This is a genomic window from Streptomyces sp. CB02923, from assembly GCF_001905005.1.
Classification (GTDB): Bacteria; Actinomycetota; Actinomycetes; order Streptomycetales; family Streptomycetaceae; genus Streptomyces.
This window is the reverse complement of the sequence record NZ_LWKZ01000027.1, coordinates 248,620-261,263: the sequence shown is the minus strand read 5'-3', so window position 1 is coordinate 261,263 and position 12,644 is coordinate 248,620. Positions and strand designations below refer to the sequence as shown.

Annotated in this window: 11 protein-coding genes; 10 read left to right on the top strand and 1 reads right to left on the bottom strand. The window is 73.4% G+C overall.

Annotated features, from left to right (window positions below; translation table 11 throughout):
* The first annotated feature begins 64 nt into the window (after nt 1-64).
* The 8 genes from A6A06_RS36015 to A6A06_RS35980 all read left to right on the top strand — a co-directional run bounded on the left by A6A06_RS36015 (nt 65) and on the right by A6A06_RS35980 (nt 7,643).
* Nucleotides 65-1,495, top strand: a complete 1,431-nt coding sequence (locus A6A06_RS36015; protein WP_073767655.1) for an RsmB/NOP family class I SAM-dependent RNA methyltransferase — start codon at nt 65-67, stop codon at nt 1,493-1,495.
* Between the two features lie 146 nt (nt 1,496-1,641).
* On the top strand, nt 1,642-2,325 hold the full coding sequence (gene rpe / locus A6A06_RS36010; protein ID WP_073767653.1) for a ribulose-phosphate 3-epimerase: 684 nt from the start codon (nt 1,642-1,644) through the stop codon (nt 2,323-2,325).
* A 234-nt stretch (nt 2,326-2,559) separates the two neighbouring features.
* Nucleotides 2,560-3,549: a sugar-binding transcriptional regulator gene (locus tag A6A06_RS36005; RefSeq protein ID WP_073767651.1), complete on the top strand. Its 990-nt coding sequence runs from the start codon at nt 2,560-2,562 to the stop codon at nt 3,547-3,549.
* 253 nt (nt 3,550-3,802) lie between these two features.
* Complete coding sequence (locus A6A06_RS36000) at nt 3,803-4,252, top strand: ribonuclease domain-containing protein (RefSeq protein ID WP_073767649.1); 450 nt, start codon at nt 3,803-3,805, stop codon at nt 4,250-4,252.
* On the top strand, nt 4,249-4,698 hold the full coding sequence (locus A6A06_RS35995) for a barstar family protein (protein WP_073767647.1): 450 nt from the start codon (nt 4,249-4,251) through the stop codon (nt 4,696-4,698). Before A6A06_RS36000 ends, A6A06_RS35995 begins: the two co-directional genes overlap by 4 nt.
* On the top strand, nt 4,695-5,126 hold the full coding sequence (locus A6A06_RS35990) for a ribosomal maturation YjgA family protein (protein ID WP_073767645.1): 432 nt from the start codon (nt 4,695-4,697) through the stop codon (nt 5,124-5,126). Before A6A06_RS35995 ends, A6A06_RS35990 begins: the two co-directional genes overlap by 4 nt.
* 127 nt (nt 5,127-5,253) lie before the next feature.
* Nucleotides 5,254-6,597 carry a hemolysin family protein gene (locus tag A6A06_RS35985; RefSeq protein WP_073767643.1) on the top strand — a complete coding sequence of 448 codons (1,344 nt, stop codon included), beginning with the start codon at nt 5,254-5,256 and terminating at the stop codon, nt 6,595-6,597.
* Nucleotides 6,594-7,643, top strand: a complete 1,050-nt coding sequence (locus A6A06_RS35980; RefSeq protein ID WP_073767641.1) for a hemolysin family protein — start codon at nt 6,594-6,596, stop codon at nt 7,641-7,643. The genes A6A06_RS35985 and A6A06_RS35980 overlap by 4 nt, the downstream gene beginning before the upstream one ends.
* Nucleotides 7,644-7,736: 93 nt before the next feature.
* Here the strand turns inward: A6A06_RS35980 and A6A06_RS43650 are convergent, their stop codons facing one another.
* Entirely contained in the window at nt 7,737-8,879 is a 1,143-nt protein-coding gene (locus tag A6A06_RS43650) for a PP2C family protein-serine/threonine phosphatase (protein ID WP_073767639.1), read from the bottom strand.
* Between the two features lie 484 nt (nt 8,880-9,363).
* Here A6A06_RS43650 and A6A06_RS35970 point away from each other — a divergent pair, with 484 nt between their 5' ends.
* Together A6A06_RS35970 and A6A06_RS35965 are read left to right on the top strand one after the other, a co-directional pair.
* Nucleotides 9,364-10,803, top strand: coding sequence for a GuaB1 family IMP dehydrogenase-related protein (locus A6A06_RS35970; protein ID WP_073767637.1), 1,440 nt, complete (start codon nt 9,364-9,366; stop codon nt 10,801-10,803).
* 358 nt (nt 10,804-11,161) lie between these two features.
* Entirely contained in the window at nt 11,162-12,637 is a 1,476-nt protein-coding gene (locus A6A06_RS35965) for an amino acid permease (RefSeq protein WP_073767635.1), read from the top strand.
* Nucleotides 12,638-12,644 lie beyond the last annotated feature (7 nt).

The following is a 12,644-nucleotide window of genomic DNA, read 5'->3' as shown; positions in this document are numbered from 1 at the left end:
CCCGCGCGCCCGCCCACGTACGCTGGGGGACGAATCCCATCTCGTACTGCGGAGCACATTTCTCGTGAGTGGTCAGTCGCGTCGTCCCAGCAAGCCCTACCGCCGCCCCAAGAAGGACCCGGTCCGGATACTCGCTTTCGAGGCGCTGCGGGCCGTCGACGAGCGGGACGCGTACGCGAACCTGGTGCTGCCGCCGATGCTGCGCAAGGCGCGTGAGGACGGGGACTTCGACGGGCGCGACGCGGCGCTGGCGACCGAGCTGGTGTACGGCACGCTGCGGCGGCAGGGCACCTACGACGCGATCATCGCGCGGTGCGTGGACCGGCCGCTGCGGGAGGTGGACCCGCCGGTCCTGGACGTGCTGGCGCTCGGCGCGCACCAGCTGCTCGGTACGCGCATCCCGACGCACGCCGCGGTGAGCGCGAGCGTCGAACTGGCGCGTGTGGTGCTGGGGGACGGGCGGGCGAAGTTCGTCAACGCGGTGCTGCGGAAGATCGCCGCGGACGATCTGGACGGGTGGCTGGAGCGGGTCGCGCCGGAGTACGACGACGACCCCGAGGAGCACCTGGGGATCGTGCACGCGCACCCGCGCTGGATCGTCTCGGCGCTCTGGGACGCCCTCGGCGGCGGGCGTGCCGGTCTCGAAGACCTGCTGGAGGCCGACAACGAGCGGCCCGAGGTCACGCTGGTGGCCCGGCCGGGACGGTCCACCACCGAGGAACTGATCGAGGCCGTGGGGGAGGAGAGCGCCCTGCCGGGGCGCTGGTCCCCGTACGCGGTACGGCTCGCCGAGGGCGGTGAGCCCGGCGCCCTGGACGCGGTGCGCGAGGGCCGGGCCGGTGTGCAGGACGAGGGCAGCCAGCTCGTCGCGGCGGCGCTGGCCAACGCGCCTGTCGAAGGCGCCGACAGCACCTGGCTGGACGGCTGCGCCGGGCCGGGCGGCAAGGCCGCGCTGCTGGGCGCGCTCGCGGCGCAGCGCGGTGCCCGGCTGCTCGCCTCCGAGAAGCAGCCGCACCGTGCGCGACTGGTGGCGCGGTCGCTGGCGGGCAACCCCGGTCCGTACGAGGTCATCGCGGCCGACGGCACCCGCCCGCCGTGGCGGCCCGGCGCCTTCGACCGGGTCCTGATGGACGTGCCGTGCACCGGGCTCGGCGCGCTGCGCCGACGGCCGGAGGCGCGCTGGCGCCGCCGCCCGGAGGACCTGGACGGCTTCGCGCCGCTCCAGCGGGAGCTGCTGCGCCAGGCGCTGGTGTCGGTGCGGGTCGGCGGCGTCGTCGGCTACGCGACCTGCTCGCCGCACCCGGCCGAGACGCGGGCCGTGGTGGAGGACGTCCTCAAGGGGAAGGCCGACGCGGACGTGACCGCGGAGTGGATCGACGCGCGCCCGCTGATGCCGGGCGTGCCCGCGCTGGGGGACGGCCCGGACGTACAGCTGTGGCCGCATCTCCACGGTACGGACGCGATGTACCTGGCGCTGCTGCGGCGGACGGCGTAGCGCGCGACAAGAGCGACAGGAGCAACAGGAGCGACGGGCGCGTTGGTGGTGGCGGGTGTGGCCGCACGCGACGCGTGCGCCGGGCGCAGGGCGGGCGCGGGCCCACCCGCTTAGGCGTGCCCGTGATGGCAGGACATACTGGAGGCATGGCCTTGATCAACCCCAGCATCCTGTCCGCAGACTTCTCCCGGCTCGCCGAGGAGGCGAAGGCCGTCGAGGGCGCCGACTGGCTGCACGTCGACGTGATGGACAACCACTTCGTGCCGAACCTGACGCTGGGCGCTCCGGTCGTCGAGGCGCTGAGCAAGGCGACGGACACCCCGCTCGACCTGCACCTGATGATCGAGGACCCGGACCGCTGGGCGCCGCAGTACATCGAGGCGGGCGCCGGGTCGGTCACCTTCCACGCGGAGGCGGCGGCCGCGCCCGTACGCCTGGCGCGGGAGATCCGGGCCAAGGGCGCGCGGGCGTCGATGGCGCTCAAGCCGGCCACGCCGGTCGAGCCGTACGAGGACCTGCTGCCCGAGCTGGACATGCTGCTGATCATGACCGTGGAGCCCGGCTTCGGCGGCCAGGCGTTCCTGGACATCATGCTGCCGAAGATCCGCCGGACCCGGGAGCTGATCGCCAAGCACGGCCTGGAGATGTGGCTCCAGGTGGACGGCGGGGTCTCGGCGTCCACGATCGAGCGGTGTGCGGAGGCCGGCGCGGACGTGTTCGTGGCGGGTTCGGCGGTCTACGGCGCGGACGACCCGGCGAAGGCGGTGCGCGAACTGCGCGCGCAGGCCGAGTCGGCGACGGCCGCGGCGGGCTGGGGCTGCGCCCACTGACGCACAGGGGCGCCCGCGCGACAGCCGTGGGCGCCGGCGCCGCACGTGGCGGGCGGGGAGCGCGCACCGATCCCCGCACGCCGGTGTTTCTTGGTGTTGCCGCTACCGAGCGTTCACAACGGCGGGAGCGGTGATGGTCCCCGACCACCTCGGGTTTCTGCAAGGATGAGCAAAGACTCGATCAGGTGCGCACAAGGGGAGAATCTCGTGGTTGCCAGCCGCCCGCAGTCCGCAATGGGCCCCGCCGAGCTGGTGCAGGCCGCGGCCATGGCCCGCCGCTTCTATCTGGAGGGCAAGTCCAAGATCCAGATCGCCGAGGAGTTCGGCGTCAGCCGTTTCAAGGTCGCCCGGGTGCTGGAGACGGCGCTGGAGCGTGACCTCGTACGGATCGAGATCCGCGTTCCGGCGGAGCTGGACGCCGAACGGTCCGACGCGCTGCGGGCCCGCTACGGCCTGCGGCACGCGGTCGTGGTGGAGTCGCCCGCCGACGCCACCGACGACGCCCCGGACCCGGAGAACCTCGGCGAGGTCGCGGCCGACCTCCTCGGTGAACTGGTCACCGAGGGCGATGTGCTGGGCCTGGCCTGGGGCCGGTCCACCATCCACATGGCGGCCGCGCTGCACCGCCTGCCCCCGTGCACGGTCGTCCAGCTGACCGGTGTGTACGACGCGGGCACCGCGGACCGCGGCTCCGTCGAGGCGGTACGCCGGGCGGCCGAGGTCTCCGGCGGCGAGGCGCACCCCATCTACGCGCCGATGCTGCTGCCCGACTCGGCGACGGCCGCCGCGCTGCGCGGACAGACCGGTATCGCCCGCGCGTTCGAGTACTTCGACAAGGTCACCGTCGCCTGTGTGTCCATCGGCTCCTGGGCGCCGGGCATCTCGACCGTCTACGACATGCTCTCGGAGCAGGAGCGGGAGCACTACGCCTCGCTGGGCGCCGCCGCCGAGATGTCCGCGCACCTCTTCGACACCGAGGGCCGCCGCATCGGACGGGACCTGGGCGAGCGGTGCATCACGGTCGAGGGGGACCGGCTGCGCCGCATCCCCGAGGTGGTGGCCATCGCGGGCGGTCGGCAGAAGGCGGCGGCGATCGGCGCGGTGCTGCGGTCCGGGCTGGTGACCAGCCTGGTGACGGACACGGCCGCCGCCGACCACCTGCTGCTGGAGACGGGTCCGGGCCCGCGCCCGGCGCTGGAGCGGGCGGACCCGGACGGAGCCTGAACCTCGGGAGGCTGACCCGGACGGGGCCTGAGGGGGCTGCCCCGGACGGGGCCTGAGGGCGCAGTTCCGGAGGGGGCCTGAGGGGACGGCCCGGACGGGGCCTGAGCGGGCAGTTCCGGACGGGCCTGACGAGACGGCCCGGACGCTCCCTGAGGGGCGGCTCCGCACGGCCCCCGAGCGCCGCGCGACCAGCCATGTGACCTTGTACGGGTGCGGGCGCGCACCCCGTGCCGGCCTGTGACAGCATCGGCGCATGGTGATCCGCTCCGCTCCCCGCGCGGCCTTCGGCGTACTCGCTGCGCTGCTGGCCTGCCTCCTGCTGCTGTTGTCCGGTTGCTCGGGAGGCGGCGGTGGCGGGAAGGGGAGCGCGAAGCCCACACACGGGGCGCCCTCGGCGGGCGCCACCGCGCCGGACTGGGCCGGGGACATGGGGACCGTACAGGCCAGCCGGCTGCCCGCGCAGGCCCGCGAGACGCTGCGGCTGATCGACGCGCACGGACCGTTCCCGTACCCGAAGGACGGCACGGTCTTCGGCAACCGCGAACGGCAGTTGCCCAAGCAGAAGCGGGGCTACTACCACGAGTACACGGTCCGCACCCCGGGGTCGAAGGACCGCGGCGCGCGCCGGATCGTCACCGGCGACAGCCGCGAGACGTACTACACCGACGACCACTACCGGACCTTCAAGGCGGTGCTCCGATGACGGTTCCCGTGCCCCGGCCGCTCGCGGCGGTGCTCGACGGCAGTACGCCCCCCGGGGTCGTGCCCTGGCCGCACGACCGGCCCGCGCGCGAAGCGCTGGACGCGGCGCGCGCGGCCGGCTGGCACGGCGCGCTGCTCGACCTCGAAGGGGTCACCGGCAAGGCGGAGTTCATGGACCGCTGCGCGAAGGCGCTGCGGCTGCCCGACTGGTTCGGGCGCAACTGGGACGCCCTCGCGGACTGTGTCACCGACCTGTCGTGGTGCCCGGCGGACCGCGGCCGGGTGCTGGTGGTGTGCGGCTGGCAGGAGTACGCGGCCGCCGAGCCGGACGACTGGAGCGTCGCGGAGGAGATCATCGCGGACGCGGTGGGCTTCTGGCGCGACACGGACACCGGGCTGGCGATCGTGATGGCGCGGGGCCGGGAGCCGGGGGCACGGACGGCGTGACGTACGGGGGTGGGGAACGGCGGGGCGGCGCGCGGACGCGCCTGATCGCGGGCGCGGCGGCGCTGCTGACGGTCGCCGCGGGGCTCGGTGTCCGGGCCGGTGCGGCCCGCGCGGGGCTCGACCCCGAGGTCGGCAAGTACGCCGGCGACGCGCTGTACACGGTGCTCGTGCAGGCGCTGGTCGTGCTGGCCGCGCCGCGCGTCCGGCCGCCGGTCGCGGCGGCCGTGGCCCTGGCCTTCAGCTGGGCGGTGGAGTTCGCGCAGCTCAGCGATGTGCCGGCGGAGCTTTCCCGGCGCAGTGTGGTGGCTCGTCTGGTGCTCGGCTCGACCTTCAACGCGCCGGACCTGCTCTGGTACGCGGTGGGCGCCGCGTGCGCGTGGGCGGTGCACGGGTGGCTGCGGGCCCGGCGCCGTACCGGCCCGGCCTGACCCGGTACGCCCGTACCCCGGGCCTGCCACAGGGACCCGGCCGCACGCTGCCTCCCCCGCCCGTCCGGCGCGCGCGATGTTTCACCCGCCCGCCGCCGGGCACCGAGGTGCGGCGGGAGGTGACGCGGTGGCCGAGGTACTGCTCCTACTGGTGGCGTTGGCGCTCACGCTGGCCTGTGCCGTGTTCGTCGCGGCGGAGTTCTCGCTGACGACGGTCGAGCGCAGCGTGGTGGAGCGCGCGGTGGAGGAGGGGGAGCGGGGGGCCGAAAGGGTGCTGGGCGCCGTCCGCGCCCTCGCGTTCCAGCTGTCCGGCGCCCAGCTGGGCATCACCGTGACGTCACTGGTCATCGGCATGCTCGCGGAACCGTCCCTGGCGGCGCTGCTGCGCGGCCCGCTCACGGCGGCCGGACTGCCGGGCACGGTGGCCCCCGGCGTCGCGTCCGCGCTCGGAGTCGGTGTGTCCACGGTGGTGCTGATGGTCGTCGGCGAACTGGTCCCCAAGAACTGGGCGATCTCCCGGCCGCTGCACGTGGCCCGGCTCGTGGCCGGGCCGCTGCGCGCCTTCAGCGCCGCCTTCGCACCGTTCATCCGCCATCTGAACCAGTCCGCCAACCGGCTCGTACGGCGCTTCGGGCTGGAGCCCACCGAGGAGCTGGCGTCCTCCCGCAGCCCGGCCGAACTGGTCTCCCTGGCCCGCTATTCGGCGCAGGAGGGCGCGCTGCCCGCCGACTCGGCGGAGCTGTTCGTACGGACCCTGCACCTGGGCGAGCTGACCGCGCAGAACGTCATGACGCCACGGGTGGAGGTACGGGCCCTGGAGGCGCACGCCACGGCGGCCGACGCGGCCACGTTGACCCTGGCCACCGGACTGTCCCGCTTCCCCGTGTACCGCGGCGGGCTGGACGAGGTCACCGGCACCGTCCACATCCGCGACGTCCTCGCGCTCGCCCCGGAGCGGCGGACCGCCACCACCGTCGCGGAGCTGGCCGCCGAACCCGTGCTGGTGCCGGAGTCGCTGCCCGTCGACCGGCTGCTCGACCGGCTGCGCACGGTCCGCTCCATGGCCGTGGTGATCGACGAGTACGGCGGCACGGCCGGGATCGTCACCCTGGAGGACATCGTCGAGGAGATCGTCGGCGACGTACGGGACGAGCACGACCCGGTGGCGGGCCCGGAGCTGCTGCGGACCGGGGCGCGGTCCTGGGAGGCGGACGGCGGGGTGCGCCTGGACGGGCTGGCCGGGATCGGCCTGGAGGCGCCCGAAGGGCCGTACGAGACGCTCGCCGGACTGCTCGCCACCCGGCTCGGCCGGATCCCGGAGCCCGGTGACGAGGTGGGCGTGGCGGACGGCTGGCGGCTGACGGTGCTGGCGGCGCGCCGCCACCGGGCCGAGCGGGTACGGGTGACGGCGCCCGCCGGGTCGTCCTCGCCGGGCGCCCGGACCGCCGGCGGGGGAGAGGAGCGGCCGTGACCGCCCTCCAACTGGCCGTCGCCGCGCTGACGTTGCTCAGCAACGCCTTCTTCGTCGGCGGCGAATTCGCGATGATCTCCGTACGGCGCAGCCAGATCGACCCGCGCGCCAAGGCCGGGGACCGGCGGGCCGCCCGGGTGCTGTGGGGCCTGGAACACCTCTCCGAGATGCTCGCCACCGCCCAACTGGGCGTCACCGCCTCCTCGCTGCTCCTCGGCGCGATGGCCGAACCGGCCATCGCCCACCTCGCCGAGCCGGCCTTCGAGGCGCTGCACGTCCCGCACGGGCTGGTCCACCCGATCGCTTTCGTACTGGCGCTGACGCTGGCCACCTACCTGCACATGCTCGTCGGCGAGATGGTCCCCAAGAACGTCGCCCTGGCCGCGCCGGAGCGTGCCGCGCTGCTGCTGGGGCCGCCGCTGGTGGCCCTCACCCGCGCGCTGCGCCCGGTCGTCGTGAGCATCAACGCGCTCGCCAACGCCCTGCTGCGGCTCGCCAGGATCGAGCCGCAGAACGAGGTCGCCGCCGCCTTCACGGACGAGGAACTCGCCCGTATCGTCCAGGAGTCGCGCCACGCCGGGCTGCTCTCCGACACCGGCGGCGAGCGGCTGCGGGACGCGCTGGAACTCGGCCGGCGGCCCGTCGGCAGACTGCTCGTACCGTTCGCGGACATGGTCACCGTCGACCGGAACGTCACCCCCGACGAGCTGGAACGCACCGCGGCCCGCGCCGGATTCTCCCGGCTGCCGGTCACCGGGCCGGGCGGCACGGTCCTCGGCTACCTCCACATCAAGGACACCCTCGGCGTCACCGGCCGGGACCGGCCGTTCCCCCGGGACGCGCTGCGCCCCATGCCGCGGGTCGGCCGCGGCACCCCGCTGGACGACACCCTGACCGCGATGCGGGCGGCCGGTACGCAGCTGGCCGCCGTCAGCGGCGAGCAGGGCGCGGTGCTCGGCTTCGTGACCATGACCGATGTGCTGGACGAGCTGGTGGGCCCGCCGGATCCGGACGACCGCCGCCGGATGGCGGACCGGGAACCGTGACGGCTCCGGCACGGCCGTGCGTCAGTCGGACACCACGGCCGCGCGTCAGCCGGAGACCGTGGCCGTGCGTCAGTCGGAGACCGCGGCGGCGCGTCAGTCGGACACCGCGGCGGAGGACGAAGGGCAGCCGGCCCGGTCCGCGAGACCACCGGGGGGCTCGGCACTCGTACGGGTGACGGCGGGCGTCGTAGGGGTGTGGTGCTGCCGGGGCATGCTCGGCTCCAGCTCGACGAGGACGAGGGCGACGTCGTCGTCCTGGGCGCCGTGGGTGTGCCGGCACATCGTCGACAGCACCGCCTCGATGGCGTCGTTGAGGTCGGGCAGCGAACAGGCCGGCAGCAGGCCGGCCAGGTCGAGCATCGTGCCGTCGGGGTCGCGGGCCTCGGCGAGGCCGTCGGTGTACAGCAGCAGCCGGTCGCCGGGGGCCAGCTCCACCTCCTGCACCCGCGGCAGCGGCAGCAGCCCGATGGGCGTGGTCGGTTCGGACGGGGTGAGCAGGACGGGCGGCCCGGCGGCGGGCAGGTGCAGGGGCGGGTGGTGACCGCAGTTGACCAGCCGCAGCCGGCCGGGGGAGATCTCGGCTATCACGGCGGTGATGAAGTCCTCGGGGCCGAGGTCGTCGATCAGCCGCCGGTCGACCTCCTCGGCCACCTCGGCGAGGTTGCTGCGGGTGTAGGCGCAGTCGCGGAAGTGCCCTATGGCCGCGGCGGACAGGCGGACGGCCTCCAGGCCCTTGCCGCGTACGTCGCCGATCAGCACCCGCAGTCCGCTCGGGGTGTCGGCGAAGGCGTACAGGTCGCCGCCGATGACGGCGCGGGGCGCGGCGGAGCGGTAGCGGGCGCAGACCGAGGCCCCGCTGACCCGGAACGAGGTCGGCCGCAGGATGGCGCGCTGGGCCGCGGCGGCGACGCCGGCGAGCTGGTTGTCCAGGGCGGCCTGCCGGTCGGAGGCCCAGGTCGCGTAGGCCGCCGCGGCGGCGAGCACGGTCAGGGACAGCAGCTGGTCGGTGCGGGCCAGGGTGTGTTCGTGTCCGGCGACGGCCACGCCCAGGAGCAGGGCGGCGAACGAGACCACGGCCGTGCAGGCGCCCTCAAGTCTGGTCGCGGCCACCAGCGGGCCGATCAGCAGCAGCCCGGCCAGGCTGACGTCCGGCCCCAGTGCCAGGTCGCAGGCCGCGACGGCGGCTCCGGCCACGGCCGTGAGCAGCAGCAGGGCGCCCTGTCGGACTTCGCGCATGTCCTCCCCTTCCCCCACGGCCGAGGCGGTCCCGCCCGGCCGGGCCGGGCGCCACCGCGCGTCGCGGTTACTGTACGTATCCATTTGCGAAGTGATCGCCCAGGCGCTCGGCGGCCCGGCGGTCGCCCCGGATCGACACCCGAAGCGGCCTGTACACGGTTCTACCCACCTGCTGGCCAGCAAGAACCTCTCGTCCCGTCATATGGTCACATCGGCGTCGAACCGCAGGTGACCGGCCGTCCGGGCCATCGAAGACCAGCCAAATAGGTGACACAGAGTCACTGGGTGGCGGTCGGTGAGGGGGGTTGACGCGGTGTCCGGCGCCGTCCCGGCGGAGGCGGGCGGACGTGCGCCGGGGAACACCGGTTCGCCCCGGACCGCACTCATCAGGGATGATGTCCTAGGAGCCGCATCCTGACCGGTGCCGGTTCGGAGCTGACTCCCCACCCGCCCGAGCAGTGAATCCGCAGGTGAGAGAGCCAGTATGAAGTTTCTGAACGATGTCAAGCCGCCGTACGACCTGACGTACGACGATGTGTTCATGGTGCCCGGCCGCTCCGCGGTGGGCTCCCGTCAGGGCGTGGACCTGTCCGCGCCGGACGGCACCGGCACGACCATCCCGCTGGTGGTCGCCAACATGACCGCGATTGCCGGCCGCCGGATGGCCGAGACCGTCGCCCGCCGCGGCGGCATCGTCGTCATCCCGCAGGACATCCCGATCGAGGTCGTCGCCGACGTCGTCAGCTGGGTCAAGCGCCGTCATCTGGTCCTGGACACGCCGATCGTGCTGTCCCCGGTCGCCACCGTCGCCGACGCCCTGTCGCTGCTGCCCAAGCGGGCGCACGGCGCGGGGATCGTCGTCGAGGGCGGCCGCCCCGTAGGCATCGTCACCGAGCACGACCTGGCCGGCGTGGACCGGTTCACCCAGGTCTCCGAGGTCATGTCCAAGGACCTGCTGGTCCTGGACGCGGACATCGACCCCCGCGAGGCGTTCAACCAGCTCGACGCCGCCAACCGCAAGCTGGCCCCGGCGGTCGACGCCGACGGCATGCTGGCCGGCATCCTGACCCGCAAGGGCGCCCTGCGCGCAACCCTGTACAAGCCCGCCACCGACGCCGACGGCAAGCTGCGCATCGCCGCCGCCGTGGGCATCAACGGCGATGTGGCCGGCAAGGCCAAGGCGCTGCTCGCGGCCGGTGTGGACACCCTCGTGGTGGACACCGCGCACGGCCACCAGGAGTCGATGATCAGCGCGGTCAAGGCCGTCCGGGCGCTGGACCCGCAGGTGCCGATCGTGGCGGGCAACATCGTCGCCGCCGCGGGCGTGCGCGACCTGATCGAGGCCGGCGCGGACATCATCAAGGTCGGTGTGGGTCCGGGCGCCATGTGCACCACCCGCATGATGACCGGCGTGGGCCGCCCGCAGTTCTCCGCCGTCCTGGAGTGCGCCGCCGAGGCGAAGAAGTACGGCAAGCACGTCTGGGCGGACGGCGGCGTGCGCCACCCGCGCGACGTGGCGATGGCGCTGGCCGCGGGCGCGTCCAACGTCATGATCGGCTCGTGGTTCGCCGGGACGTACGAGTCGCCCGGCGACCTCCAGCACACCGCCGACGGACGTCCGTACAAGGAGAGCTTCGGCATGGCCTCGGCGCGTGCGGTCCGCAACCGTACGAGTGAGGAATCCGCGTACGACCGGGCGCGCAAGAGCCTGTTCGAGGAGGGCATCTCCACCTCGCGGATGTTCGTCGACCCGGCCCGCCCCGGCGTCGAGGACCTGATCGACTCGATCATCGCGGGCGTGCGCAGCTCCTGCACGTACGCGGGCGCGGCCTCCCTGGAGGAGTTCGCCGAGAAGGCCGTCGTCGGCGTGCAGAGCGCCGCGGGCTACGCGGAGGGCAAGCCGCTGCACGCCAGCTGGAGCTGACCCGCCGCCCGTCGGCAGCACGCTGTCCGGCCCCGTACCGAAACGTTTCGGTACGGGGCCGGACGCGTTCACGGGCGAGGTGGGCGAGAACGCCCAACCGGTGAGATTTGTCGTTTGTGCGCAACGAACGACCGAAGCGGGACCAGGTGCGCAACAAAAGTTCACGGTTGCGCAAGGAACCTGCATTACGGCAGCTCACACGCGACCCGTACAGTCATGCGCTGTACGTGGAGTGGCGGAGACCGCCTGCTCGGCGGTCTCCCCTTCTTGGACGCGGGTTGTCTCGGCGTACCCGCGCACGGGGACCGCTGCCGGTCGACCGCCCACCTTGACCGGCAGCGATGAAGGAGCCACCCCAGTGTTGGAGCACGGCGCAGCCCCGCCCTCCGCGGGCAGCGATCCCCGGCCCCCCGCCCCTTCCGGGGGCCTCGGCTCCCGGCTCATGCGGCGCAAGTCCGTCGAGCGGCTGGTGGCCGAGGGCGGCCAGGGCGAGGGTGGCACCCTGCGCCGCTCGCTGGGCATGTGGCAGCTGACCATGATCAGCATCGGTGCGACGCTGGGCACCGGCATCTTCGTCATCCTCGGCGAGGCGGTGCCCAAGGCCGGCCCGGCCGTCATCATCTCGTTCGTCATCGCCGGTGTCACCGCCCTGTTCTCCGCGCTGTCCTACGCGGAGCTGGCGGGCTCCATCCCGGTCGCCGGATCGTCGTACTCCTACACCTACGCGACCCTCGGCGAACTGGTCGCCTGGGTCTGCGGCTGGTGTCTGATCCTGGAGTACGGCGTCTCGGTCGCGGCGGTCGCCGTCGGCTGGGGCCAGTACCTCAACGAGCTGCTGTCCGGCACGATCGGCGTCACCATCCCCGCCGCGCTGTCCGCGCCGCCCGGCGACGGCGGGATCTTCAACCTCCCGGCGCTGATCGTCGTGCTGCTCGCCATGGTCTTCCTGCTGGGCGGCGCCAAGGAGAGCGCCCGCGCCAACACCATCATGGTGACCATCAAGATCATCGCGCTGCTGCTGTTCTGCGGTGTCGCCGTCCAGGGCATCTCCTCCGGCAACTACTCCAACTTCATGCCGCTGGGCATCGCCGGCGTCAGCGGCGCCGGAGCCACCCTCTTCTTCTCCTACATCGGCTTCGACGCCGCCTCCACCGCGGGCGAGGAGGCCAAGAACCCGCAGCGTGACCTGCCGCGCGCGATCATGCTGTCGCTGATCATCGTCACCACGCTGTACTGCCTGGTCGCGGCGGTCGCCGTGGGCGCCAAGTCGTGGAAGGGCTTCGAGGGCTCGGAGGCCGCGCTCGCCGGGATCATGAAGGAGGTCACCGGGCAGAGCTTCTGGTCCGTGCTGCTGGCCGCCGGTGCCGTCATCGCCATCGCCAGCGTCGTCCTGACGGTGCTCTACGGGCAGACCCGCATCCTGTTCGCGATGTCCCGCGACGGACTGGTGCCGAAGGTGTTCTCCAAGGTCCACCCCAAGACCGGCGCCCCGCGCGCCAACACCGTCATCGTCTCGCTGTTCTGCGGCATCCTGGCCGCCGCCGTCCCGCTCGGCCAGCTCGCCGACGCCACCAGCATCGGCACGCTCTTCGCCTTCGGGCTGGTGAACATCGCGGTGATCGTGCTCCGCTTCACCAAGCCGGACATGCCGCGCACCTTCCGTACGCCGCTGGCGCCGGTCTTCCCGGCGATCGGCTTCCTGCTCTGCCTGTACATGATGAGCAGCCTCGGCCCGGTCACCTGGGTGGTCTTCGGTGTCTGGATGGCCGTCGGGCTCGTGGTCTACTTCGTCTACGGCATCCGCCGCTCCCGATTGGCCACCGCAGAGAAGTGATCCACCC

Excerpts from the sequence above, each read along its gene's own strand:
- rpe (WP_073767653.1), top strand. The coding sequence starts at position 1,642 with ATGGCCTTGATCAACCCCAGCATCCTGTCCGCAGACTTCTCCCGGCTC.
- A6A06_RS36005 (WP_073767651.1), top strand. The coding sequence starts at position 2,560 with ATGGGCCCCGCCGAGCTGGTGCAGGCCGCGGCCATGGCCCGCCGCTTC.
- A6A06_RS36000 (WP_073767649.1), top strand. The coding sequence starts at position 3,803 with ATGGTGATCCGCTCCGCTCCCCGCGCGGCCTTCGGCGTACTCGCTGCG.
- A6A06_RS35995 (WP_073767647.1), top strand. The coding sequence starts at position 4,249 with ATGACGGTTCCCGTGCCCCGGCCGCTCGCGGCGGTGCTCGACGGCAGT.
- A6A06_RS43650 (WP_073767639.1), bottom strand. The coding sequence starts at position 8,879 with ATGCGCGAAGTCCGACAGGGCGCCCTGCTGCTGCTCACGGCCGTGGCC.
- A6A06_RS35970 (WP_073767637.1), top strand. The coding sequence starts at position 9,364 with ATGAAGTTTCTGAACGATGTCAAGCCGCCGTACGACCTGACGTACGAC.